20 protein-coding genes and 1 pseudogene are annotated in these 23,870 nt (G+C 56.8%); 10 read left to right on the forward strand and 11 right to left on the reverse strand.

Translation table 11 applies throughout. The annotated features are described in order from the left end of the window. Positions 1-100 precede the first annotated feature (100 nt). From galE to ybbA, 4 genes are all read right to left on the reverse strand, one after another. Complete coding sequence (galE, locus tag FCL49_RS09110; RefSeq protein ID WP_174353254.1) at positions 101-1,117, reverse strand: UDP-glucose 4-epimerase GalE; 1,017 nt, start codon at positions 1,115-1,117, stop codon at positions 101-103. A 71-nt stretch (positions 1,118-1,188) separates the two neighbouring features. Next, a complete protein-coding gene (locus tag FCL49_RS09115) occupies positions 1,189-2,595 on the reverse strand; it encodes a sugar porter family MFS transporter (RefSeq protein WP_174353255.1) in 1,407 nt (468 codons plus the stop codon). Positions 2,596-2,998: 403 nt separating this feature from the next. Continuing rightward, complete coding sequence (ybbP, locus tag FCL49_RS09120) at positions 2,999-5,431, reverse strand: putative ABC transporter permease subunit YbbP (RefSeq protein WP_174353256.1); 2,433 nt, start codon at positions 5,429-5,431, stop codon at positions 2,999-3,001. After that, the gene (ybbA, locus tag FCL49_RS09125; RefSeq protein ID WP_174353257.1) at positions 5,428-6,114 is read right to left on the reverse strand and encodes a putative ABC transporter ATP-binding protein YbbA; all 687 of its coding nucleotides are present in this window, start codon (positions 6,112-6,114) and stop codon (positions 5,428-5,430) included. The genes ybbP and ybbA overlap by 4 nt, the downstream gene beginning before the upstream one ends. Between ybbA and tesA the strand changes: the two genes are divergently transcribed. The 3 genes from tesA to FCL49_RS09140 all read left to right on the forward strand — a co-directional run bounded on the left by tesA (position 6,085) and on the right by FCL49_RS09140 (position 8,460). Further along, on the forward strand, positions 6,085-6,723 hold the full coding sequence (gene tesA / locus FCL49_RS09130; protein WP_167519975.1) for a multifunctional acyl-CoA thioesterase I/protease I/lysophospholipase L1: 639 nt from the start codon (positions 6,085-6,087) through the stop codon (positions 6,721-6,723). The genes ybbA and tesA overlap by 30 nt on opposite strands. A 25-nt stretch (positions 6,724-6,748) precedes the next feature. After that, a complete protein-coding gene (locus tag FCL49_RS09135; protein WP_174353258.1) occupies positions 6,749-7,525 on the forward strand; it encodes an SDR family oxidoreductase in 777 nt (258 codons plus the stop codon). Between the two features lie 80 nt (positions 7,526-7,605). Beyond that, entirely contained in the window at positions 7,606-8,460 is an 855-nt protein-coding gene (locus tag FCL49_RS09140) for a co-chaperone YbbN (protein ID WP_174353259.1), read from the forward strand. A 36-nt stretch (positions 8,461-8,496) separates the two neighbouring features. On the opposite strand, the gene cfa is transcribed toward FCL49_RS09140, so the two are convergent. Then, positions 8,497-9,648, reverse strand: coding sequence for a cyclopropane fatty acyl phospholipid synthase (gene cfa / locus FCL49_RS09145; protein ID WP_174353260.1), 1,152 nt, complete (start codon positions 9,646-9,648; stop codon positions 8,497-8,499). A gap of 240 nt (positions 9,649-9,888) precedes the next feature. On the opposite strand from cfa, the gene FCL49_RS09150 reads away from it, so the two are divergent. Beyond that, positions 9,889-10,794 carry an SPFH domain-containing protein gene (locus tag FCL49_RS09150; RefSeq protein ID WP_135315453.1) on the forward strand — a complete coding sequence of 302 codons (906 nt, stop codon included), beginning with the start codon at positions 9,889-9,891 and terminating at the stop codon, positions 10,792-10,794. A gap of 2 nt (positions 10,795-10,796) precedes the next feature. After that, on the forward strand, positions 10,797-11,258 hold the full coding sequence (locus tag FCL49_RS09155) for an NfeD family protein (protein ID WP_135315452.1): 462 nt from the start codon (positions 10,797-10,799) through the stop codon (positions 11,256-11,258). Here FCL49_RS09155 and cueR read toward each other — a convergent pair. Further along, a complete protein-coding gene (cueR, locus tag FCL49_RS09160; protein WP_012005590.1) occupies positions 11,255-11,656 on the reverse strand; it encodes a Cu(I)-responsive transcriptional regulator in 402 nt (133 codons plus the stop codon). The genes FCL49_RS09155 and cueR overlap by 4 nt on opposite strands. Before the next feature lie 105 nt (positions 11,657-11,761). Between cueR and FCL49_RS09165 the strand changes: the two are divergent. From FCL49_RS09165 to ybaK, 3 genes and pseudogenes are all read left to right on the forward strand, one after another. Continuing rightward, positions 11,762-11,959, forward strand: a pseudogene (locus FCL49_RS09165) (cation transporter); the annotation flags it as partial. A gap of 180 nt (positions 11,960-12,139) precedes the next feature. Then, a complete protein-coding gene (locus FCL49_RS09170; RefSeq protein WP_174353261.1) occupies positions 12,140-12,943 on the forward strand; it encodes a TraB/GumN family protein in 804 nt (267 codons plus the stop codon). Between the two features lie 225 nt (positions 12,944-13,168). Next, positions 13,169-13,648, forward strand: a complete 480-nt coding sequence (gene ybaK / locus FCL49_RS09175) for a Cys-tRNA(Pro)/Cys-tRNA(Cys) deacylase YbaK (RefSeq protein WP_085115506.1) — start codon at positions 13,169-13,171, stop codon at positions 13,646-13,648. 38 nt (positions 13,649-13,686) lie between these two features. On the opposite strand, the gene ushA is transcribed toward ybaK, so the two are convergent. Beyond that, entirely contained in the window at positions 13,687-15,342 is a 1,656-nt protein-coding gene (gene ushA / locus FCL49_RS09180) for a bifunctional UDP-sugar hydrolase/5'-nucleotidase UshA (protein ID WP_174353262.1), read from the reverse strand. Between the two features lie 181 nt (positions 15,343-15,523). Between ushA and FCL49_RS09185 the strand changes: the two genes are divergently transcribed. Both FCL49_RS09185 and ybaL read left to right on the forward strand, forming a co-directional pair. Then, positions 15,524-16,744 carry an MFS transporter gene (locus FCL49_RS09185; protein WP_174353263.1) on the forward strand — a complete coding sequence of 407 codons (1,221 nt, stop codon included), beginning with the start codon at positions 15,524-15,526 and terminating at the stop codon, positions 16,742-16,744. Positions 16,745-16,989: 245 nt separating this feature from the next. Beyond that, positions 16,990-18,681 carry a YbaL family putative K(+) efflux transporter gene (gene ybaL / locus FCL49_RS09190; RefSeq protein WP_174353264.1) on the forward strand — a complete coding sequence of 564 codons (1,692 nt, stop codon included), beginning with the start codon at positions 16,990-16,992 and terminating at the stop codon, positions 18,679-18,681. 211 nt (positions 18,682-18,892) lie between these two features. On the opposite strand, the gene FCL49_RS09195 is transcribed toward ybaL, so the two are convergent. From FCL49_RS09195 to FCL49_RS09210, 4 genes are all read right to left on the reverse strand, one after another. Continuing rightward, positions 18,893-20,197: an inosine/guanosine kinase gene (locus tag FCL49_RS09195; protein ID WP_174353265.1), complete on the reverse strand. Its 1,305-nt coding sequence runs from the start codon at positions 20,195-20,197 to the stop codon at positions 18,893-18,895. 91 nt (positions 20,198-20,288) lie between these two features. Beyond that, entirely contained in the window at positions 20,289-21,251 is a 963-nt protein-coding gene (gene hemH, locus FCL49_RS09200; RefSeq protein WP_153857795.1) for a ferrochelatase, read from the reverse strand. A 133-nt stretch (positions 21,252-21,384) separates the two neighbouring features. Then, the gene (locus tag FCL49_RS09205) at positions 21,385-22,533 is read right to left on the reverse strand and encodes a glycerate kinase (RefSeq protein WP_174353266.1); all 1,149 of its coding nucleotides are present in this window, start codon (positions 22,531-22,533) and stop codon (positions 21,385-21,387) included. Positions 22,534-22,542: 9 nt separating this feature from the next. Then, positions 22,543-23,808: a GntP family permease gene (locus FCL49_RS09210; protein WP_174353267.1), complete on the reverse strand. Its 1,266-nt coding sequence runs from the start codon at positions 23,806-23,808 to the stop codon at positions 22,543-22,545. Positions 23,809-23,870 lie beyond the last annotated feature (62 nt).

The raw sequence follows: 23,870 nt of genomic DNA on the forward strand, positions 1-23,870 counted from the left end.
TAGGGGCGCTGCATGCCGCGCCCTATCATATAATCAACGGGTTGAGTCGGGGCGAACATGTTCGCCCCCTACCGGTTTAGCCTTTATGTATGCAGGTTTGTTAGCGGCGATAGCCCTGCGGATTTTTGCTTTGCCAATTCCAGGTATCGCGCATCATTACGTCAAGCCCGCGCTGCACTTGCCAACCCAGCTCCTGTTTTGCCAAGCCGGCATCGGCCCAGAAGGCAGGCAGGTCGCCCGCACGGCGCGGTAAAATCTGATAGGGAATGGTGACGCCCGAGGCTTTTTCAAACGCCTGCACCATTTCCAGCACCGAGTAACCGACTCCGGAACCCAGGTTATAGGCTTTAAACCCGGCAATCTGCGCTAAATGATCCATCGCCGCCAGATGGCCCTCCGCCACATCCATCACGTGAATGTAGTCGCGCACGCCCGTGCCGTCCTTGGTTGGATAGTCGCCGCCAAACACGCTCAGAGTTTCCCGCTGGCCGATGGCCACCTGCGCGATATACGGCAGCAGGTTATTGGGGATGCCGCTCGGGTCTTCGCCAATCAGGCCCGACTCGTGCGCTCCCACCGGGTTGAAGTAGCGCAGCGCGATAATCGAAAACGCCGGTTCGGCCCTGGCAAAGTCCTGCAGGATCTGTTCGACCATCCATTTGGAAGTGCCGTAAGGGCTGGTCGTGCCGCCGATCGGCATATCTTCCCGGTAAGGTACCGGCGCATGTTCCCCGTACACCGTGGCGGAAGAACTGAAGATAAATTGATGAACTCCCGCCTCGCGCATCGCTTCCAGCAGCACCAGCGTACCGGCCACGTTATTCTGATAGTACTCCAGGGGTTTCTGAGTCGATTCCCCCACCGCCTTCAGGCCGGCAAAGTGGATCACCGAAGCCACCTTGTTTTCCTCAAAGATGCGCTTCAGACAACCGGCATCCTGCACATCTCCCCGATAAAACGTCACGGCCCTGCCCGTCAGTTGCTCCACGCGGCGCAAAGACTCTTCGGACGCGTTGATCAAATTATCCAGCACCACCACATCCTCACCACGTTCCAGCAAGGCCAGCACCGTATGTGAACCAATGTAGCCGGCGCCGCCGGTAACCAGAATAGACATAACTTCCCCTTAATCAGTTTCAGGAGCAAAAGCCCACCGTGTTGGCCGGCCTTGGGTAACTGGCTTACCGCTTAGCGAGAACCAATGTTACGCAACGGTTTGCCGGCCATCAGATTGCGTTCGATATGTTCCAGAGAGATATTTTTCGTTTCCGGGATCAACGCCAGCGTGATGAAGATAAACACCAGGTTTAGCGCCGCGTAGACCCAGAAGGTGTAGGCACTGCCCAGCGAATTGAGCATGGTCAGGAAGGTCGCCCCGACGATCATGTTGGCGATCCAGTTGGTGGCTGTGGAACAGGTGATGCCAAAGTCACGGCCTTTCAGCGGTTGGATCTCAGAACACAGTACCCAAATCAGTGGGCCGGCGCTCATGGCAAAACCGACGATAAACATCAGCAGCATGATAACGGCGAAGTATTGCTCGGCCGGAGAATTCATCCCCACATGCATCATCGTCCCCAGGGCTCCCATACCCACCGCCATGACGATAAAGCCCAGCGTCAGCGTCGGTTTACGGCCCCAGCGGTCAACCAGCCCAATGGCGATAAAGGTGGCCAGCACGTTAACCAGGCCAACAATCACCGTCCCCCACATCTGCTGTGCGGTACTGGCAAAACCCGCCAGACCAAAAATCTTCGGCGCGTAATACATGATAACGTTCATGCCGGTGAACTGTTGCATCACCTGCAGCAGCACGCCGAGGAAAACGGCACGGCGGAAGTTTTTATTGTCTTTAAACAGCGACCAGCCGCTCTGTTTCAGCTTGAGACTTTCACGAATTTCATTCAGTTCATGTTGCGCCTGGGCGCTGCTGTCACGCAGTTTCTCCAACACCTGACGCGCCTGCTCATGGCGGTTACGCGAAGCCAGCCAGCGTGGGCTATCCGGCAGGAAGAACACCCCAACCAGCAACAGCACGGCAGGAATGGTGATCACCCCCAGCATCCAGCGCCAGGCACCGGTGTAACTGAACGCGGTATCCGACAGGTAAGCCGCCAGGATGCCGATGGTTATCATCAGCTGGTACATGGAAATCATGCTGCCGCGAATTTTTTCCGGCGCGATTTCAGACAGGTAAATGGGCGCCGTATAGGATGCAACACCCACCGCCAGCCCGAGCAGAATGCGGGACAGCAACAAGACTTCTACGTTAGGCGCTGCCGCTGAGCATAAGGAGCCCAGCACGAACAGCACGGCACCAATCATCAGGCTGTATTTACGCCCGATGCGGAAGTTCATCCAACCGCTGCCCACAGCACCGACCGCAGCGCCAAACATCATTGAGCTGACCACCCACTCCTGCTGGGAACTGGTCATATGAAACGAATCAGTGATAAACGGCAGAGCCCCCGCAATAACGCCGATATCCAGACCAAACAGCAGCCCGGCCAGTGCGGCCAAAAAACAGACGAAGAAAGTCATGCCTGCATTGCTTTGGCTTTTCTCAGCCGCCGACACTTTGACGGTAGTACTCATACTGCCTCCAATCGATAACGTTCTTAAGTTGCCGTTATGATAGGAGGCAATCCGTCAGAGGTAAGTGAGTGCGATCACATTAGTGGAAACGATTACACCACTTTATCTTAATAATAATAAAAGCCTGACCACCATAAAACTGTAAAACACCCTTGATTAAAAAAGACAATAACCGTATTTGCTGTTTTAAAATGAAGATGACCGCAACATCTTTTTACCATATCGCAAGGTATTCCCTTTAATAAGGCAACCACTAAATGTAACCGATTTCACACCACAAACGTCCGGGTGCCGTGGATTAAAGGCCTGCAGTGGGAGGGAAAGCGAAGGAGTGATAGAGGGGAAATATGGCTTGTTGTTCGGCTGGCCCGCTCACCTGGGCCAGCTCGATATACAGCGAGAATTAACCGTCGTAACTGCGGAACAGCGCCTGCCCGCGCAGCAAGCGCACGCCCAGCCAACCACCGCACAGCGACAGCAACAACGCACTGAGTAGCGGCAGCGCCCACCACAGCACCGGTGTTGGCGCCCATGGGAAGTCAAACACCTGGCTTTGCAGCAACCACAGTGCCGCTTCTGCCCCCACCGCGGCGGCAATGCCTGCCACCAGCCCCAGCAGGGCAAACTCACACCACAGCGTGCTGCGTAACAGGCGTTTGCCAGCGCCAAGCGTGCGGTACACCACCAGTTCCTGACGCCGCTGCCGCATTCCCACCTGCACCTGCGCCATCAGCAACAGGCCGCCGCAGAGCACCACCAGCACCACCATCACTTCCAGCGCGCGGCTCACCTGCTGCAGCACGCCGCCTACCTGTTTAAGGATCGAACCGATATCCAGCAGGCTGAGCGTCGGGAACTGACGATTAAGCTGGGTCAGCATCTGCCCGTCGCCGTCGTAGCGGAAACTGGTGAGCCAGGTTTGCGGCTGACCGTCCAGCGCACCCGGCGGGAAGATGAAGTAGAAGTTTGGCTTCAGGCTTTCCCAATCCACCTGGCGCAGGCTGGTGACTCTGGCGCTGAACGACTGGGTATCACCGCTGAAGGTCAGCGTATCGCCCAGTTTGATTTTGAGTCGTCCGGCAATGCCCTGATCCATCGACACCTCACCGGCTTTCGGCGGCCAACTGCCTGCCAGCAACGGATTGTGCGCAGGAAGATCGGCCAGCCAGGTCAGGTTCAGCTCACGATTCACCGCCTCGCCACCCGGATCGTCCTCATGCACCCGCTCAGTCGCCACCTGCTGATTAATCTCGGTCAGGCGCACGCGGACAATCGGATAGTAGGTCTCCGGTTTAATTTGATGCTGTTGCAGGAAGGTTTTCACCTGTGGCACCTGCGCCTCAGTCATATTCAGCAGGAAGTAGTTCGGGCTGTCCGGTGGCAGCTGCTGCTGCCAACGCTCAAGCAGATCGCCACGCAGCACCAGCAGTAACGCCAACAGCATAAACGACAGCGAGAAGGCCGCCAGTTGGCTGACCGTGACCCAGGGCTGATGCAGCAGCCGGTTAACCGCCAGCCGCAGTGCCAGATTCTTCAGCGTAATGCGCCGCAGCAATAACAGGCTGCCCCAGCCGATAGCGCCCAACAGCAGCGCCAGCACCAGGATACCTGCGAGGATCGACCACAATAGCGTGCTGGCCCCCATCAATGCGGTCAACAACGCCACCACAATCACCGCCGTCACCGGCAGGAAATAACGCAGTGGCCAGACGTTGCTTACCACATCGCGGCGCAGCACCCGCAGTGGCTGGGTCGCCAGTAACTGCCGGTATGGCCGCAGCCCCACCAGTAGCGAAATCATCAGCAATGCGCCGACGGCCCACAGCCACGGCCAGGCCCCAGCGGCAGGCAGTTCCGCCGGCAGCACCGGTGCCAGCAAGCGGATCAGCACCGCCTCAAACCCCAGCCCGATAATGCCGCCACACACCGCCGCCAGCAGAATTACCGCCAGCCATTGGCCGACGATCAACTTGCGCAATGCGCTGCGACCGGCCCCCAGAGTTTTCAACACTGCGATCAAATCGTAACGACTGCGGCAATAGTGGCTCATCGCTACCGCGACGGCGGCAATCGACAGCAGCAAGGTCAGCAGCGCCGACAGCAACAGGAACTGCTGCGAACGCTGCAGCGATTTACCCAAGGCACTGCCGGACTCCTGCAAGCCAAACCAGCGCTGGTCAGGCCCCAACTGCGGCGTCAGGCGATCTTCATAACGCTGGATATCCTGCGGAGTACCGGCAAACATATAACGGTAGGTCAGACGGCTGCCCGGCTGCACCGCCCCGGTTTTGTCCACGTCCGCCAGATTGATCATGATGCGTGGTGCCGTCTGGAACGGGTTAAAGCCGGAATCCGGCTCCTGAATAATTTCACCGGCTATGCGCAGGCTGGTATCACCCACGTCCAGACGGTCCCCCACCTTCACGTTCAACAGCGCCAACAAACGCGGCGCCACCAGCACGCTCCCCGGTTCCAGTTTGACGTTGGCCGGGCGGGTCTCCAGCTTGCCATACAGCGGATAGGCCAGGTCGGTGGCCTTCACATCCGCCAACTGGGGTCGATCCCCGGCATAGGTCATGGTGGTAAACGACAACTGTCGACTGACCTTCAACCCCTGTTGCTGAGCGTCCAGCAGCCAGCCTTCCGGTACCGGCCGGGCGCTGCGCAGTACCCGATCGCCGGCAATAAAATCGCGGCTTTGCTGGCTCAGGCCTTTGTCCATGCGATCGCTGATACTGCCCAGTGCCAACACGCAGGCCATCGACAGCGTCAGCGCCAGCCAGACAATCAGCAGTGATGGCGAACGCCACTCACGCCAAAACCAGCGCCAGATCATGCTTCCTCCCACAGCTGGCCTTCACGCAGGCGCAGCCGACGCTGGCAGCGAGCCGCCAGGGTTTCGTCATGGGTGACCAGGATTAACGTGGTGGAGAAATCGCGGTTGAGGGAAAACAATAAATCGGCGATGCGTTCGCCGGTCTGGCGATCGAGGTTGCCGGTGGGTTCATCGGCAAACAGCACCCGCGGTCGGCCACTGAACGCCCTTGCCAGCGCTACTCGCTGCTGCTCACCGCCGGAAAGCTGTGCCGGCAAGTGGCCAAGGCGCTGGCCCAGCCCCAGTTGCTCCAGCAGTTGCACCGCCTGCTCACGGCTCTGACGATCGCTTTCGCCACGCAGCAACGCCGGTAACTGAACGTTTTCCAGCGCATTGAGCGTCGGCACCAACATAAAGGATTGAAAAACAAAGCCGACATTTTTGGCGCGTAGCGCGGCGCGGCCCTCTTCATCCAGCGCGGTCAGTGACTCGCCCAACAAATGCACTTCCCCTTCACTGCCGTCGTCCAGCCCGGCGAGGATCCCCAGCAGCGTTGATTTACCCGAACCGGACTCGCCAATCAGGGCAATTGTCTGCGCGGGTTTGACAACCAGCTCGACTCCGGTAAGGATGGAGAGCTGATGCTCACCCTGACCAACGTGTTTACTAAGATGATGAACTTCAAGAACGTTTTCCGCTGGCATCTTCCCTTCCTTTTGCTGTTGGGATTATTCAGTTTACGCGCTGTCGCCGCCGATACCTTATTGATATTAGGCGACAGTTTAAGCGCCGGTTACCGTTTGCCGGTGGCGCAAGCCTGGCCGACGCTGTTGGCCGACCAATGGCAGAAAAAACCGGGTGAACCGCAGCTGGTCAACGCCAGCATCAGCGGCGACACCGCCGCTCAGGGGCTGGCTCGCCTGCCCGAGCTGCTGAAACAACATAAGCCACGCTGGGTACTGATTGAACTGGGTGCCAACGACGGTCTGCGCGGTTTCCCGGCGCAGGACCTGCAACGCGACCTCAGCCAAATCATCACGCTGGTACAGCAAGCCGGCGCGCAGCCGCTGTTGATGCAAATCCGTATTCCGCCCAACTATGGCCGCCGCTATACCGAGGCCTTCACTGCAATTTACCCGCAGCTTGCCAAACAATTCGACATTCCACTGCTGCCGTTCTATATGGAACAGGTGGTGGTGAAAGCGGAATGGATGCAGGATGACGGATTGCATCCCAATAAGGATGCCCAACCGTTTATCGCCACCTGGATGGCGGAACGCCTGGAACCGTTAGTAAAACACGAGTCCAACTAAATAGGGCTGTACACTAGGTAAAGTTATGCAAAAAGCAGTATTGATAACCGGCTGTTCCAGCGGGATTGGATTGATTGCCGCGCAGGATCTGCGTAACCGTGGTTACCGGGTGCTCGCCGCCTGCCGCAAGCCGCAGGATGTTGAAAATATGCGTCAGCTTGGGCTGGAAGGCATTGAGCTGGATCTGGACGACAGTGCCAGCGTCGAACGCGCCGCCGCACAGGTGATCGAACTGACCGGTGGCCGCCTGTACGGCCTGTTCAACAACGGCGGTTTTGGCGTTTACGGCCCGCTGAGCAGCATTTCCCGTCAGCAGTTGGAACGGCAGTTCGCCACCAACCTGTTCGGCACCCACCAGTTGACCCAGTTGCTGTTGCCGGCGATGCTGCCGCACGGCGAGGGGCGGATTATTCAGACCAGCTCGGTGATGGGACTGGTGTCCAGCGCCGGACGCGGAGCCTATGCCGCCAGCAAGTTTGCGCTGGAAGCCTGGTCCGACGCGCTGCGGATGGAGCTGCACGGCACCGGCATTCAGGTCAGCCTGATAGAACCCGGTCCGATCTCCACCCACTTTACCCAGAACGTCAATCAGGCGCAGAGCGACAAACCGGTGCATAACCCCGGCATTGCCAAACGTCTGACGCTGCCGCCGGAGGCGATTTTGCCCAAATTACGCCACGCGCTGGAAAGCCCAAGGGCCAAACTGCGGTATCCGGTGACCCTGCTGGCGCACGCGCTAAGCGTATTACGTCGCATCCTGCCCGGCCGCTGTCTGGACTGGGTGTTACGCAGCAACGGTTAATTTGGCTGCCCGGGGTTGAAGAATGCCGCCCCGCCCCCATCTAAAAGTCAATGGCTCCGCAAGATCAGAGAGAAAATTACATGCTAGCTCAAGCTGTTGTTGATATTAACGAAACAAACCTGCACCAGACGCTGGAACAGTCAATGTCCATGCCGGTGGTGTTCTACTTCTGGTCGGATCGCAGCCAACACTGTCTGCAACTCACCCCGATTCTCGATAAGCTGGCGGCGGAATATGCCGGTCAGTTCCTGTTGGCAAAAGTGGATTGTGACGCCGAGCAGGCGATCGCCGCTCAGTTCGGCCTGCGCTCGCTGCCGACGGTATATCTGTTCAAAGATGGTCAGCCGGTCGACGGTTTCCAGGGCCCGCAGCCGGAAGAAATGATCCGTGAATTCCTGCAGCGTTTCCTGCCGAAGGAAGAAGATCTGAAACTGGCGCAGGCCACCGAGCTGTTGGCCGAAGGCAATGCGGCAGAAGCGCTGCCGCTGTTGAAAGACGCCTGGCAAGCCAGCCAGCAACGCAGTGATATCGGTTTGACACTGGCAGAAACCCAGATCGCGTTGAACCGCACCGAAGATGCCGAGGCCGTATTGGCGACCATTCCGTTGCAGGATAAAGATACCCGTTATCAGGGCCTGATGGCGCAAATTGAACTGCTGAAACAGGCTGCCGACACGCCGGAAATTCAGCTGTTGCAACAGCAAGTGGAGCAGCAGCCGGAGAACGTCGACTTAGCCGTGCAACTGGCGCTGCAACTGCATCAGGTTGGGCGCAATGAAGAAGCGCTGGAGCTGTTGATCGGGCATCTGAAGAAAGATCTCGCCGCCGCCAACGGCAGCGCGCGTAAAACACTGATGGATATTCTGGCTGCATTGGGCACCGGCGACGCGCTGGCCGCCAAATACCGCCGCCAACTGTATTCGCTGTTGTACTGACAGTTTGGGGCGCAAATCACTGCGCCCCTTCTCTTCTCAGCGGTAAACCCGCACCCCGCCTTCAACGCCTTTCGGGCTGAACAACACCTGCCACAGCTGAATATCACGCGAACGGAATGCGCCCGCACAGGCGTTCAGGTAATAGGTGAACATCCTCTCGAAACGTTCAGAATAGCCCTCGGACAGCATCGGCCACGCCTGTTTGAAATTCTCATACCAGGCCATCAGCGTGCGATCGTAATCGGCGCCGATATTGTGCCAATCCTCCATCACAAAGCGCCCTTCGCTGGCTTCGGCAATATGGCGCACCGAAGGCAGACAGCCATTGGGGAAGATGTACTTGTTTATCCAGGCATCGACGTGAAGATTGGTTTGGTTGGCGCCAATGGTGTGCAGCAGGAACAGGCCATCGGGTTTGAGATTACGCGCGGCAACACGGAAGTAAGTGTCGTAGTTTTTCGGCCCCACGTGTTCAAACATGCCGACAGAAACAATACGATCAAACTGGCGGTTCAGGTCACGGTAATCCTGTAGAAGGATTTCGACGTCAAGACCGGCACAGCGCTCCTGCGCCAGTTTTTGCTGCTCGGCCGAAATGGTCACGCCATGCACTGTTACGCCGTAGTTTTCCGCCGCATACTGCGCCAGCCCACCCCAGCCGCAGCCGATATCCAGCAACGACATGCCCGGTTTCAACTGCAACTTTTCGCAGATCATTTTCAGCTTGGCCAACTGCGCCTGCTCCAGCGTTTCGGCCTCTTTCCAGTAACCGCAGGAATATTGCATATAGGGGTCGAGCATCGCACGGAACAAATCGTTGCCGATATCGTAATGCTCTTTACCCACCTGCCAGGCGCGTTTGCGTGACTGAAGGTTGAACAGCCGGGTATAGGCGATGCGCACAATGTCGCTCAGGTTTTTTGGCAAGCGTTCATCAACACCGGCCTGCAAGACGCGGGTGAATAACACGTCCAACCGCTCGCAGTCCCACCAGCCATTCATGTAGCTTTCACCGAACCCCAGCGACCCCTCCTGCAAAATACGTTTAAACAACGCCGGGTTGTGTACCTTGATATCGCAGGCACGATTGCCGTTGATGGCGATACCGGCAGCGGACAGTAATTCCTCCACAATGCGATACCAACGATCTTTTTTTGGGGCGAGTTCATCAACACTGATTGAGTCCATAACAATCCTTGGAGAAATGTCATTTCAAAAAGCATAGTCGCAAATAAAAATGACAAATATTCGAAGTGAAAAGCGGCAATGCTTTTTACTCTAGCCAAGACGGACAACGTCATGAAATGAATTAAAATTATTGGAAACATGCCAATTTGGAATGTTAATGGTTCAGCGCCCCTGATTTATTAGTCTTTGCACGGTAGCTGGCGTAATATCTGTTTACATATGTCTGACAGGAGGTTTGCCATGTTTACCCTTATTCCCATCGTGATTGTCGTCGCGCTGATCATTGTATTCGCCGGCGTCAAAATTGTTCCGCAGGGGTTCCAATGGACGGTGGAACGCTTCGGCCGCTACACCAAAACGCTGATGCCCGGTCTTAACCTGGTGGTGCCGTTTATGGACCGCATCGGCAGAAAAATTAATATGATGGAGCAGGTGCTGGATATTCCTTCGCAGGAAATTATCTCGCGCGACAACGCCAACGTAGCCATCGATGCGGTGTGTTTTATCCAGGTCGTCGATCCGGCACGCGCAGCTTATGAGGTCAGCAACCTGGAACTGGCGATCGTCAACCTGACCATGACCAACTTCCGTACCGTGCTCGGCTCCATGGAGCTGGACGAAATTCTCTCGCAGCGTGACAGCATCAACAGCCGCCTGCTGCATATCGTCGACGAAGCCACCAATCCATGGGGCATTAAAATCACCCGTATCGAGATCCGTGACGTACGCCCACCGGCAGAGTTAGTCTCGGCAATGAACGCCCAGATGAAGGCCGAGCGAACCAAGCGTGCAGATATTCTGGAGGCCGAAGGTGTGCGTCAGGCCGCCATCCTGCGTGCCGAAGGCGATAAACAGTCGCAAATCCTCAAGGCGGAAGGTGAACGTCAGTCGGCGTTCCTGCAGGCAGAAGCCCGTGAACGTGCTGCTGAAGCGGAAGCGCGAGCCACTCAACTGGTTTCCGACGCTATCGCCAGCGGTAATATCCAGGCGGTGAACTACTTTGTGGCACAGAAATACACCGATGCGCTGCAAAAAATCGGCTCTGCCAACAACAGTAAAGTCATCATGATGCCGCTGGACGCCAGCAGCCTGCTCGGTTCCATTGGTGGCATTGCCGAACTGTTGAAAGACAACAAAGGCAAGTAATCATGCTCGAACAAATTGCAGCAAACCCGCACTGGTTCTGGCTTTCCCTTGGCGGGCTGCTGCTGGCGGCAGAAATGCTCGGTGCCAGCGGCTACCTGTTATGGAGTGGCGTATCGGCAGTGGTGGTCGGCGCCATCGTCTGGCTGCTGCCGCAGTTGGCCTGGGAGTGGCAGGGGGTGATTTTTGCCGTACTGACCGTGGTGGTGGCCTACCTGTGGTGGTACTGGTTACGCCAGCGCCCGGCCGCGGCTTCCAGCGGTTCGCAGGTGCTGAACCAGCGCAATCGTCAGTTGATTGGCACCCGAGCTACGCTGACCGAACCCATGCACAACGGCATGGGCCGTATTAACATCGGTGACAGCAGCTGGCGGGCGCAGGCCAGTGAAGACCTGGCGGTGGGCACCGAGGTCGAAGTCGTCGCCGTCGAAGGCATAACTCTGGTGATCCGCGCTATTGCCCGTTAATGCTTATGGCAGCAACCCGCCAGATTGTTAATGATCGGGCATTCTGCTCCGTCATCACCCGGGCATTGATCCGCCAGCGCCACTAAACGCTGGCGCATCTCACCGAGTTCGGCAATGTGCTTTTCAATATCCGCCACTTTTTGCAGCGTGCGCGCTTTCACATCGGCGCTATGGCGGGCCGGATCGTTAAACAATGCCACCAGTTCACGACACTCATCCAGATTAAACCCCACCTGCCGTGCCTGGCGCAGCAGCGTCAGTTCTTCGATGTGCTTTGGGCTGTAGCTGCGATAGCCGTTGTCGGTACGGATCGGCGCAGTCACCAGCCCTTTCTCTTCATAAAAGCGAATCGCCTTGCTGGTTAAACCGGTTTTTTTCGCTACGTCGCTGATATTCATTTTCACTCCTTGACCTTCCCCTTGCTGGAAGGTTTATCCTTCATTCTTAGTGAAAACAGGTAAAGCGGTCAACCTTTAAACACCGCTCTTGAGAGGAATCAAACCATGTCACAAATTACCGTACTGGCATTGCAGGGGCTGACCTGCATGCATTGTGTTGGCAGCACACGTAAAGCTTTGGAAGCCGTGCCTGGCGTTACCGCCGTGGAAGTCGCCCTTGATAGCGCCAAAGTGACCGGCGATGTCGCGCCACAAACGCTGATTACCGCAGTGGAACAGGCCGGTTATCAAGCCACCCTTGCCTGACTCTCATTGACTGAGACAAGACCACGGGGCGCAAATCAATGCGCCCCGTTTCCTTTGGGATAATTCCTTCACTCTTCAGACTTTCTTGTCTGCCTGATAGCGTTTAGCATGGGGTAAATGTTACGCCCCTCACCTTTCAAGCTGAAAGGCGAACAAGTTATTCAGGAGCCACGCTGTATGGGTCAACTGTTACGCCGCATCGCCGCCTTTCTCGGTCTGATCTCCCCCATGACCTACGCCTACCCGGCGCTGGATATTCGACTGCCCGGCGATCGTCAGTTCCATCTGGTCGGCAGCATTCATATGGGCACGGTAGATATGTCGCCGCTGCCGGCTAAACTGGCTGCGCGCCTGAAGCAGGCAGATGCCTTGATTGTTGAAGCCGATATTACCGGCTCCGCCTCGCCCTTTGACCGTATCGAACAGCAAGCAGAACTTGATCAACGCCTCTCTGAACCCGAGTTTCAGCAGTTACTGACGCTGTGTCAGGAACTGGGTACCGACGTAGAAACCTTTTCAACCCTGCCCGGCTGGCAGGTGGCGCTAATGATGCAGGCCCGCCAGGCTCAGCGTTTGGGGTTGCGCGCCGAATACGGGGTAGATTATCAACTGCTGCAGGCTGCCAGAGCACAGCATAAAAAGGTGATCGAGCTGGAGGGCGCAGAACAGCAAATGGCGATGCTGGAGCAGTTACCTGAAGGGGGCATGGCCCTGCTGCGTGATACGCTGGAACACTGGCATACCAACGCACGACTGCTGCAAACTATGGTGAGCTGGTGGCTGGATGCAAAACCCAGCGGTATGCTGGAAACCCTGCCCGCCACTTTCAGTGCCGATCTTTACGACGTGCTGATGCATCAGCGCAACCGCGACTGGCGACAAAAACTGGAGGCGTTACCGGCCGGTAACTACGTGGTAGCGGTGGGTGCGCTGCATCTGTACGGCGAGGATAATCTGCCGGCAATGCTGCAGGGGCAGTAAAAAAGTGGCCAATATCGCTACTGGCCAGTCAAAGAGGAATTTCTTGTATTGTAGTTATACGCATAGCAACCGTGTTAACGGTTACAATACACAGGGTAGCAACCGAGTGAACATCTTGGCAACCCGCTTTACGCTGCCGTTGCTCAGGTTGCTGTTACCGTTATATTTTTGTAATTTTGTTGCATCCCGTTGCAACCTTGCGCGCCGGGAGAAATAGGAAAACACATGACGCCCGCAGTGATCCTGCTAGAAAAACAAAAAGTCGCTTTTACTCTTCATCCCTATCATCACGACAGTGCCGAAACCAATTTCGGTGATGAAGCGGTGAAGAAGCTTGGGCTGGATGCCGACCGCGTCTATAAAACGCTGCTGGTGGCACTGAACGGTGACGCCAAACATCTGGCGGTGGCCGTCACCCCGGTTGCCACCCAATTGGATTTGAAGAAGGTCGCCCGCGCACTGGGGGCGAAAAAGGCCGAAATGGCCGATCCGCTGCTGGCACAGCGCGTCACCGGTTATCTGGTGGGCGGCATCAGCCCGCTGGGGCAAAAAAAGCGCCTGCCGACGGTGATTGACAGCCCGGCACAGCAGTTCGCCACCATTTACGTCTCGGGCGGCAAACGCGGGTTGGACATCGAGCTGGCGGCAGAGGATCTTTGCCGACTGCTGGCCGGCAGCTTCGCCGATATCGCCAAGCGCGACTGAATCGATAGGGGGAGACTTACGCCTCCCCCGCTGACGACTTACTGATAAACAATCTCGCCCTTCGGCTCATAGGCCGCCGCATCCAGCGGTGAGTGCTTTTCAATGTACTGTTTCAGTACTTCGGCATCGATAAAGCCGGTGTTGACGTAGCTTGGCAAAGTATCCAGCTTCGGATAGCCGTCACCGCCCAGCGCATTGAAGTTCAGCGTGGCCATTCGGTAAGTTTTATCCGCCTGCAGCGGCTCACCCTTGATTTTGACATTGCTGACGCCCTGCTTGCCGTCCGCCGTCAGGCTGACATTGGCAAACTGTGCATAGGCACCGGAATCCACTTTCATGTTAGCCACCACCGCCAGGTATTTCTCCACCTCGCTGCCTTTCATTTCAACGTAGACCAGCGTGTTGCCAAACGGCTGTACCTTCAGCACGTTTTTATAGGTAATGTCACCGGCTTCAATCGAGTCACGTACCCCGCCCCCGCTCATTACGGCAAAGTCGGCCTCGGCACGTTCCATCTGCGCTGCCAGCAGAACCCGTGACAGGTTGGTCTGAACAAAGCGCACCTTACTGCGATCGCCTTCCAGCTTGCCATTAACGCTGCCAATTTTAACGTCCAACTGCGCCTTGCCCTTTTCCTGGAATGGCGTCAGCAGTTTCATCATCGACGCATCTTCCGCGATCTGCTGGGTGTAATACACGCGCTCGCTGGTGCCGTCGGCTTTCTCTACCTTCTTCTTGAGGTTGACCGGGATCAGCTGATAATGCACCAGCTTCAGTTCACCGTTACGAAACTGGAAGTCGGCACGCCCCACGTATTTGCCCCACTCGTGCGCCTGCACAATCCAGGTGCCGTTCTGACGATCCGGCGAGCACGGGGTGCCCGGCACATAATCCACCTGCTTGTGGTTCTCACCGGCCATACAAACCGGATCCTGCGAGTGGCCGCCGACGATCATATCCAGATAGCCGGCAGGCAGGCTGCGCGCCATTTCTACGTCACCGGGCGCATTGGAGCCATGGTTGCCATCATCGTAATGGCCCATGTGGGTCGCGGCGATGATCACGTCAGGTTTCTCGTCCTTGCGCAGTTGCTCCACCACCTGTTTGGCTTCCTGCGCCGGCACATGGAATTCAATGTCGGTGAAATATTCCGGGTTGCCAATCTTGGAGGTGTCATCGGTCGTCAGGCCGATCACCGCAATCTTGATGCCCTGCTTATCGAACAAGGCATAGGGTTTGAACAGGCGCTGCTGGGTGCTTTTCTGATAGATATTGGCCGACAGCAGTGGGAAGGTGGCCCACTTTTCCTGCTGGCGCAACACGCTGAGCGGATTGTCGAATTCATGGTTGCCGATTGCCATCGCGTCATAGCCCACCAGATTCATGCCGCGGAAGTCCGGCTCGGCATCCTGCAGGTCTGATTCCGGCACGCCGGTATTAATATCACCGCCCGACAGCAGTAACAGACTGCCGCCCTTGGCCGCGACCTCCTGGCGAATGCTGTCCACCAGCGTTTTTTGTGCGCCCAGACCATATTCACCGTGATCGTTTTGCCAGAAATGGCCGTGGTGATCGTTGGTATGCAGAATGGTGATGTCGTAGGTCTTATCCTTTTCCCAGGCGCTGGCGGCTCCCGACAGGAAAGTCAGGGACACGGCCAAAGCGCATGCGGTGGTCTTTAACGAGAAGCGCATGGCGGAACTCCATATGATAATTAACTGCTTTTTTGAGATGGCCGAAATTGTAGCGCGAAACAAAGGCAACTAATTTCAAATTTTTGCGATGTGCGTCAAATTATGTCGGATATGGTAAATATTGAACAACTTGCCTAAGATATCTGCTCTGCCCTCTAAAACTTACCAGGCTAATAATAAAATGACCGACCGTAGCGAAACCGCCCTGCCACCGGCCAAGGGCAGTGCGGTTAAAGGGACTGCTTTCTCGATTCTCGGTGCCATCAGCGTCTCTCACCTGCTCAACGACATGATTCAATCGCTGATCCTGGCGATTTACCCGATCCTGCAGGCTGACTTCAGCCTCAGCTTCGTGCAGATCGGCATGATTACTCTGACCTATCAGCTCACGGCGTCCTTATTGCAGCCGCTGATCGGCTACTACACGGATAAACATCCGCAGCCATATTCGCTGCCCATCGGCATGGGCTTTACCCTGTGCGGACTGCTGCTGCTGTCCGTGGCCAATACCTTCCCGCTGGTCCTGTTGGCGGCGGCCTTGGTCGGCACCGGCTCTTCGGTATTCCATCCGGAATCCTCCCGCGTAGCGCGTATGGCTTCCGGTGGCCGACACGGCCTGGCACAGTCACTGTTCCAGGTGGGCGGTAACTTTGGCAGCTCCCTGGGGCCCCTGCTGGCGGCGCTGATTATCGCGCCTTATGGCAAGGGTAACGTCGCCTGGTTCTCCCTGGCAGCTTTGCTGGCCATTGTGGTGCTGTTGCAGGTCAGCAAATGGTATCAACACCAGCATCGGGCAACTAAAGGCCAGCCTAAAACGGCCTCTTTGGTGAAACCGCTGCCGAAACGTACGGTTACCTATGCCATTGGCATCCTGCTGGTGTTAATTTTCTCCAAATACTTCTATTTGGCCAGCATAAGCAGTTATTACACCTTTTATCTGATGCACAAGTTCGGTGTTTCAGTACAAAATGCCCAATTTCACCTGTTTGCATTTCTGTTCGCTGTAGCCGCAGGGACAATTATTGGTGGGCCTCTTGGTGATAAGATAGGTCGAAAACGTGTTATTTGGGGCTCCATCCTTGGTGCGGCCCCATTCACGCTGGTTTTACCCTATGCATCTCTGTATTGGACCGGTATTTTAACGGTATTTATAGGGGTAATTCTCGCCTCGGCGTTTTCTGCCATTCTGGTTTACGCTCAGGAGCTGATCCCGGGCAAAGTGGGTATGGTTTCCGGTTTATTCTTCGGTTTTGCTTTTGGTATGGGCGGATTAGGCGCGGCAGTTCTTGGTTATGTCGCAGATTTGACCAGCATCGAGCTGGTCTACCAAATCTGTGCTTTCCTGCCTCTGATCGGCATTATTACCGCATTGCTGCCCAATATGGACCATAACTCACAATAACCCTGTTACAGCCCCGGTTTGAATTCATCGTCAAACCGGGTCATCTCCCACACAAATCCATATTATTTGACTTATTAAGTGTTAAATCCCCTCATTGGCATGCCAAAATCTGGATCCTCTGCTTTTTCACAAAAAACCCATATTTAGCCAAGCACGCCGCGAACAAATGCAATAAACTAAATGTATCTTTTCGTAACACCGTTGCGTTTCCCCTCTGCTGCCATGCATAGCTAGAAGGAGTCTGGATGCATAATTCAACACCGTTAATCTCCACCATTGTCGGAGGGTTAGTACTCGCCTTCCTCTTCGGTATGCTGGCGAATCGCCTGCGCATCTCCCCGCTGGTCGGGTACCTTGCCGCAGGCGTGCTCGCCGGCCCGTTCACCCCCGGTTTTGTTGCCGACACCTCGCTGGCTCCGGAACTGGCGGAAATCGGCGTGATTTTGTTGATGTTTGGTGTTGGCCTCCACTTCTCTCTTAAAGACCTCCTCGCAGTAAAACATATCGCCATTCCCGGTGCCGTCGCGCAAATTGCCGTTGCCACTTTGCTGGGTATGGGGCTGTCGAAGCTATTGGGTTGGGATTTGATTTCCGGTCTGGTGTTCGGGCTTTGTTTATCCACCGCCAGTACCGTGGTGCTGCTGCGTGCGCTGGAAGAACGCCAGTTGATTGACAGCCAACGCGGGCAAATCGCCATCGGCTGGCTGATTGTCGAAGACCTGGCGATGGTGCTGACGCTGGTATTGCTGCCCGCGTTCGGCAATATGCTGGGCAATAACAACGCCAGCAGCGGCCAGTTACTGATTGAGCTGGCAATGACCATTGGTAAAGTCATCGCCTTTATCGCGCTGATGATCGTAGTTGGCCGCCGCCTGGTACCCTGGATCCTGGCGAAAACCGCCAGTACCGGCTCACGTGAACTCTTTACCCTGGCGGTGCTGGCATTGGCACTCGGCATTGCCTATGGCGCTGTCGGCTTCTTTGACGTCTCCTTCGCCCTGGGGGCCTTCTTCGCCGGTATGGTGCTGAACGAGTCGGAACTGAGCCATCGCGCCGCCCACGACACGCTGCCGCTGCGTGATGCCTTCGCCGTGCTGTTCTTTGTCTCGGTCGGCATGCTGTTTGATCCGATGATCCTGATCCGCGAACCGCTGGCGGTGCTGGCCACGCTGGCGATTATCGTGTTCGGTAAATCGGCGGCCGCCTTCCTGCTGGTGAAAATGTTCGGCCACTCCAAGCGCACCGCGCTGACCATCTCCGCCAGCCTGGCGCAGATTGGCGAGTTCGCCTTCATTCTGGCAGGGCTGGGGATCACGCTGGGCATGATGTCGGAGCACGGCCGCAATCTGGTGCTGGCCGGGGCTATTTTGTCGATCATGCTTAACCCGTTGCTGTTCACCCTGCTCGAACGTTATCTGGCCAAGACCGAGACCATAGAAGACCAAATCCTGGAGGAAGCGGTAGAAGACGAGAAGCAGATCCCGGTCGATATGTGCAACCATGCGCTGGTGGTAGGCTATGGCCGCGTCGGCAGCCTGCTGGGGGCCAAGCTGGCCGAAGCCGGTATTCCGCTGGTGGTGATCGAAAACTCACGGCCACGGGTGGAAGCATTGCGTGAACAGGGGATTAAAACGGTATTGGGCAACGCCGCCAATCCGGAAGTGATGGATCTGGCACGGTTAGACTGCGCGCGCTGGCTGCTGTTGACCATCCCCAATGGTTACGAAGCCGGTGAGATCGTAGCCTCTGCGCGAACCAAGCGGCCCAACATCGAGATTATCGCCCGGGCGCACTACGATGACGAAGTATCGTATATCTCCGATCGCGGGGCGGATCAGGTGGTGATGGGTGAACGGGAAATCGCCAACAGCATGCTGAATATCCTTAAGCTGGATACGCTGACTGAGGAAGAGAAAATGGGCGGCTGCCCGATCTGATGTGACCAGCAACCTAAAAGGTCCGGCTTGCCGGACCTTTTAGGTTGCTGACAAAGCAGGAAAAAGCGTGGTTTTTCCTGCTTTGTGGTAATCAGCCGAAAATCAATAAATTGATTTTCCTGATTTTTTATTTATCGACCTCTACTCGCTCTGGGCAGGAATGAGGATTGTTATCAGTCTGAAGGTCCGGCTCGCCGGACCTTTTTGCTTTTTACCGTTCCCAGTAAGACTCTTCCAGACTGTCTTCCCGTTCCGGCAAACCGCGCGTCAGACGCGGCGAATGCTGATTCAGCACCTGATAACTGACGCGGTTGGCGTATTTACACACCTGCGCCAGCGAGGAGTAAGTCAGGTAACTGCGAACGTGCTTGCTGGAGTTCGGCACGTTATTGCGGTGAAAACCATTGGCGGCAATATCATGCAGCAGCGCTGACAGTGCCCCATCACCGGCACCGTTGGTGTTCATGATTTTTTCCGGCCCGCCCATGTAAGGCGCAATATGCGAATAGATGCGGAACGGGGTTTCACAGCTTTCACGACGCATCGCGCGGCTGAACTCATAGCGGTTGAATTCGGCGATATGCCCCGGCAACAGCGGATGCTGAGTTTCACGCTTGTTGGCCTCTTCGGTGTAGCCCGCCATATACAGGCCGCTTGGCCCGGCGGTGCACAGCACCAGATCGACCCATTCCAGCGCCATATCAGAAGCCGTCAGCGGATCGCTCAGCCCGGTCAGTTCCAGCGCTTCATCTTCGTTCATCGCCAGGATAGAAACGTGCTGTTTCAGGAAGTCGCGCCACCACTGCGGGTTGTCGGCAATCACGTACTTGGTGCCGAGCGTCAGTACCACCGGCACATCGTGCTTTTTGGCAAACTCGATCGCCTGCATGGTAGCTGCCGGCATAGGTTCACCTTCCTTGCAACGCACCAGGTAGGACGTCAGCACCAATGCCGAGGCACCGGCAATCACCTCTTCCGTCACGCTTTCCGGCCGCAGTTGGTTCATCTGCCCTGGGCTGATGGCGAAGGTGCGCTCACCGCTTTCACCGATCAGGGTGAAGCAGCGCCCAATGGCACCGTCAACCGCCTGCAGGTGGTTAAGATCGGTACGGCTGGAGGTATTGCACAGATAGCGGTAGGCGTAGCTGCCAATCTTGATGTTGCTGCACATCACGCCGAGCAGTACCGAACGGTCATCTGCCAGCACGGAATAGTTGTGCAAAGTATTGCCGATGGTACCGCCGGCAAACTGATGGGTGATTAAATTGTTGTCGATCAATTCCTGATACAGCGCCTCGGCGACGTCATCCTCGATCACCAGAGAATGTCCCAGACTCAGGCCATAGCGCTGGACGAAGCTGTCGTCCACTTTGGCTTCGATATCCACCAGCGTCTGGTCAATACCGACGACATAAGAGGTGCTGACTTCATTTTCGGGCTGAGCCTGCTGCAAGAGCGGATCGCGGGCGTTCACCGGAAAATAGTGTTTGGACTTACGTTTACCAGGAAATTTCATTTAATTGGCGGCAGTGGCAGTTAACAGGCAGAGAATGTTAGCACATTCCTGCCCGATTGATGATGGCTGTCACCATTTTGCGTTCTGAGGATCAGAGGCGCTGTGCCACCAGTTGCTGCATCATATCAATGTGCGCTGGCTCGTCGTTGAGCGCCGAAATGTACTCGAACTTCTCACCGCCGGCCTTAAGGAAGATCTCGCGGTTTTGCTCTTTGATCTCCTCCAGCGTTTCCAGGCAGTCCGCCGAGAAACCGGGGCAGATCAGCTGAATATGCTTAACACCTTGAGCCGGCAGGCCTTTGAGGGTTTCGTCGGTATAAGGCGTCAGCCAGGGCTCACGGCCAAAGCGCGACTGGTAGGTCAACATGACCCGATCCGCTGCCAGTGGCAAGGTATCGGTCAAAGCCCGTAGCGTATCTTCGCAGCGCTGCGAGTAGTCATCACCGAGACGCACATAACGCTTGGGAATGCCGTGGAACGACAGGACCAGCCTGTCCGGTTGACCATGTTCGGCAAACGACCGCTCAACACTTTGGCGCAGCGCGGCAATATAAGCCGGGTGCTCGGCATAGTCGCGGATAAAACTGACTGACGGCAGACGACGATACCCTTTCAGTACGCGGGCCACACCGTCCCATACCGCGGCGCTGGTCGAGCAGGAGTATTGCGGGTACAACGGCAACACCACCAGATTGGTCACGCCTTGCGCCAGCAGCTTGTCAATTGCCTCGGCCAGGCTTGGGGAGCCGTAGCTCATACCCAGTTCAACCGGCGTGTTGGGCATACGTGCGGCCAGCGCGCGCTGCTGGCGGCGGCTGTAAACCAGCAACGGAGAACCTTCGTCCATCCATACCGACTGATACAACTTGGCGACCCGCGGTGAACGGATCGGCAAGATGGCGCCGTTGAGGATCGGCCACCAAATCAGAGGGGCCGTATCCACCACGCGGTCGTCACTGAGGAATTCCTTTAGATAGCGTTTTACCGCCGACGAGGTCGGAGCATCCGGCGTGCCCAGGTTCACCAGCAATACTCCATGTTTCTCTTGCTTCATCACAGTTCCCCTTGGTTCCTTGCAAGTTAACCCCCGTTCTGGGTCAGGGGGTTAACGTCAATTAATGGCGCCCATTGTAACGGAAAAGTGCCCCATCGGAACCGATATCAGCAACAGGTAAAGCGTATGAACCTCAGGATTGCGCCAGCTTCCAGACCGCCGCCACATTACGGGCCGTGACCTCAAGATTATCGGCCGCGTCCGTCAGGGCTTCTTCCAGCGTGACGACACGGTCAAGCACCGAAAAAGCGGCGTCAATGCCATGCTGATGCACTACCTGATAATCTTTCGACAGGCTGCCGGCGATGCCGATCACCGGTAAGCCATAGTGTTTGGCTACCCTTGCCACACCAATCGGCGTTTTGCCGTGGATCGACTGGCTGTCCAGTCGCCCCTCTCCGGTAATCACCAGATCGGCGTCGCGAAGCGCCTCTTCCAGCCGCAAAGTTTCAATCACGATTTCAATTCCCGGCCGTAAACGGGCGTTGAGCATACCGAGCAAGGACGCCCCCATTCCGCCCGCTGCACCGGCGCCCGGTGCGTTGAGCACCTCACGGCCGGTGGCCTGCTGCAACAAACGGCCAAAGTGGTTTAGTGCCGCATCCAACTGCGTCACCATCTCCGGCGTGGCTCCCTTCTGCGGGCCAAACACCGCCGAAGCCCCATGAGGGCCACATAAAGGGTTATCCACGTCACAGGCAGCCGTCACGCTCACCTGTTGCAGGCGCGGATCTACCGCTGAAAGATCAATTTGCGCTAACCGGGCCAGCGCCGCGCCACCCGGCGGCAGCGGTTGCTGTTGATCATCCAGCAGCCTGGCCCCCAGCGCCTGCATCATACCGGCACCGCCGTCGTTGGTAGCGCTACCGCCGATACCCAGAATAATCGCCTTCACGCCGCGTTCCAGCGCCGCCAGGATCAGTTCACCGGTACCGTAACTGGTGGTAATACGCGGATCGCGCTGCCCGTTAGGTGCCAAATGCAGGCCGGAAGCCGCCGCCATCTCGATAACGGCCGTTTCCCCTTCTCCCAGCAAGCCGTAAAAGGCGGATACCGGCTGGCCCAGCGGGCCGGTGACCTCAACCCTGACAATTTCTCCGCCGGTGGCCGCCACCATCGAATCCACCGTGCCTTCGCCGCCGTCCGCCATCGGCAATTTTACATACTGCACCTGCGGGTAAATCTGGCGGAATCCGCGCTCGATGGCCTCGGCCACCTCCATCGCACTCAGGCTCTCTTTAAACGAGTCTGGGGCAATAACCACTTTTTTCAGCGTTTTCATCAGTATTCCTTATCCCGCCAGATTAAATACGCCAAACATCAACGCCGAGACGGCCGCGATGGTAAAGCCGATCAGAGTTTCATACGGCAGTAACTTCAGGCGTTGATGAACCACCATATTGACGCTGCCGCCGGTGGCGTGGAAGAAACTGCCGTGTGGCAGGTGATCCAGTACCGTGGCACCGGCATGGATCATCGCCGCCCCTGCCAGCCCACTGATGCCCAGCTCCAGCAAGGTGCTGCTGAATACGCCGGATGCCACAGCGGTACCGGCGGTGGTGGAAGCGGTCGCCATCGACATCAGCGCCCCGGAAAGCGGAGCCAACAGCCAGGCCGGCATGCCGGAGTGGGTCAATCCGTTAATCAACGCGTCTTTCAGCGCCGAGTTGGCGATAATGCCCGCCAGCGTCCCCGTGCCGAGCAGCATAATGGCCACCGGTGCCATGCGGCTCAGGCCGGAAACCATAAATTGATTACACTGCCGAATACGGCCCATCAATAACGCCCCCACCAATCCACCGGCCGGTAACGCAATCAGCGGATCGACAGCGATACCAGCAATCGGCCGCAGCGACAACAGCAATATGGCAACCAACGGTGCGCTGATCGCCGCCGCAAAACCTGGGCGAGAGCCTTCAGCATGCTGCGTCAGTTCCTCTGCCAGCACCTTGTCACCCTTGTTGCTCAAACGCCGGGCCAGCAGATAGGCCACCACCAGCCCACACAGGCCAGGCACGATGCCAGCCATCATCACCGAGGTCAGGGGCACGTGGAAGTTATCGGCGGCCGCAATGGTATTCGGGTTGGGTGACATCACGTTACCGGCCTTGCCGCCACCGATCATCGCCAACAGGATGGCACCGCGCGAGATCCCGGCCTTCTGGGCGATGGAGAGCGCGATCGGCGCTACGGTGATCACCGCCACGTCGATAAATACCCCAACCGCCGTCAAGATCAGTGTAGCTATCGCCAACGCCAGCAGCGCACGGGTTTCCCCGACCTTGCGGACAATGGTTTCAGCAATGGTGTGTGCCGCGCCGGACTCAATCAGTACCCCGGCCAATACCCCCGCAGCCAGAATGCGCATCACGGCGTTGGTGATGCCCTGAGCGCCGGTGATCATCAGCGTCACGGTCTGTACCAGATCGGCGCCGCCACACAGCCCACCGGCCAGCGCGCCGGCAATCATGCCGTAGGCCGGCGGAACCTTGCGTAAAATCAGAACGATAGCGACGACCAATGCCACCAGCGCCCCCAATGTGGATACCGTTATCATTATTGTTTTCCCCGTTGTTGGTGTGGGGAAAACATATCCTGAGCGTCGAACATTAGCGTGAG

The sequence above is a fragment of the Serratia proteamaculans genome, from assembly GCF_013337185.1.
GTDB classification, from domain to species: domain Bacteria; phylum Pseudomonadota; class Gammaproteobacteria; order Enterobacterales; family Enterobacteriaceae; genus Serratia; species Serratia proteamaculans_D.

Bases quoted from the DNA above. Each gene is read 5' to 3' on its own strand.
- ybaL (WP_174353264.1), top strand. From the start codon at position 16,990: ATGCATAATTCAACACCGTTAATCTCCACCATTGTCGGAGGGTTAGTA.
- galE (WP_174353254.1), bottom strand. From the start codon at position 1,117: ATGTCTATTCTGGTTACCGGCGGCGCCGGCTACATTGGTTCACATACG.
- FCL49_RS09140 (WP_174353259.1), top strand. From the start codon at position 7,606: ATGCTAGCTCAAGCTGTTGTTGATATTAACGAAACAAACCTGCACCAG.
- FCL49_RS09135 (WP_174353258.1), top strand. From the start codon at position 6,749: ATGCAAAAAGCAGTATTGATAACCGGCTGTTCCAGCGGGATTGGATTG.
- FCL49_RS09185 (WP_174353263.1), top strand. From the start codon at position 15,524: ATGACCGACCGTAGCGAAACCGCCCTGCCACCGGCCAAGGGCAGTGCG.
- tesA (WP_167519975.1), top strand. From the start codon at position 6,085: ATGAACTTCAAGAACGTTTTCCGCTGGCATCTTCCCTTCCTTTTGCTG.
- hemH (WP_153857795.1), bottom strand. From the start codon at position 21,251: ATGAAGCAAGAGAAACATGGAGTATTGCTGGTGAACCTGGGCACGCCG.
- cueR (WP_012005590.1), bottom strand. From the start codon at position 11,656: ATGAATATCAGCGACGTAGCGAAAAAAACCGGTTTAACCAGCAAGGCG.
- FCL49_RS09150 (WP_135315453.1), top strand. From the start codon at position 9,889: ATGTTTACCCTTATTCCCATCGTGATTGTCGTCGCGCTGATCATTGTA.
- FCL49_RS09210 (WP_174353267.1), bottom strand. From the start codon at position 23,808: ATGATAACGGTATCCACATTGGGGGCGCTGGTGGCATTGGTCGTCGCT.
- ybbA (WP_174353257.1), bottom strand. From the start codon at position 6,114: ATGCCAGCGGAAAACGTTCTTGAAGTTCATCATCTTAGTAAACACGTT.
- FCL49_RS09195 (WP_174353265.1), bottom strand. From the start codon at position 20,197: ATGAAATTTCCTGGTAAACGTAAGTCCAAACACTATTTTCCGGTGAAC.
- ybaK (WP_085115506.1), top strand. From the start codon at position 13,169: ATGACGCCCGCAGTGATCCTGCTAGAAAAACAAAAAGTCGCTTTTACT.
- cfa (WP_174353260.1), bottom strand. From the start codon at position 9,648: ATGGACTCAATCAGTGTTGATGAACTCGCCCCAAAAAAAGATCGTTGG.
- FCL49_RS09205 (WP_174353266.1), bottom strand. From the start codon at position 22,533: ATGAAAACGCTGAAAAAAGTGGTTATTGCCCCAGACTCGTTTAAAGAG.
- FCL49_RS09115 (WP_174353255.1), bottom strand. From the start codon at position 2,595: ATGAGTACTACCGTCAAAGTGTCGGCGGCTGAGAAAAGCCAAAGCAAT.
- ushA (WP_174353262.1), bottom strand. From the start codon at position 15,342: ATGCGCTTCTCGTTAAAGACCACCGCATGCGCTTTGGCCGTGTCCCTG.
- FCL49_RS09170 (WP_174353261.1), top strand. From the start codon at position 12,140: ATGGGTCAACTGTTACGCCGCATCGCCGCCTTTCTCGGTCTGATCTCC.
- ybbP (WP_174353256.1), bottom strand. From the start codon at position 5,431: ATGATCTGGCGCTGGTTTTGGCGTGAGTGGCGTTCGCCATCACTGCTG.
- FCL49_RS09155 (WP_135315452.1), top strand. From the start codon at position 10,797: ATGCTCGAACAAATTGCAGCAAACCCGCACTGGTTCTGGCTTTCCCTT.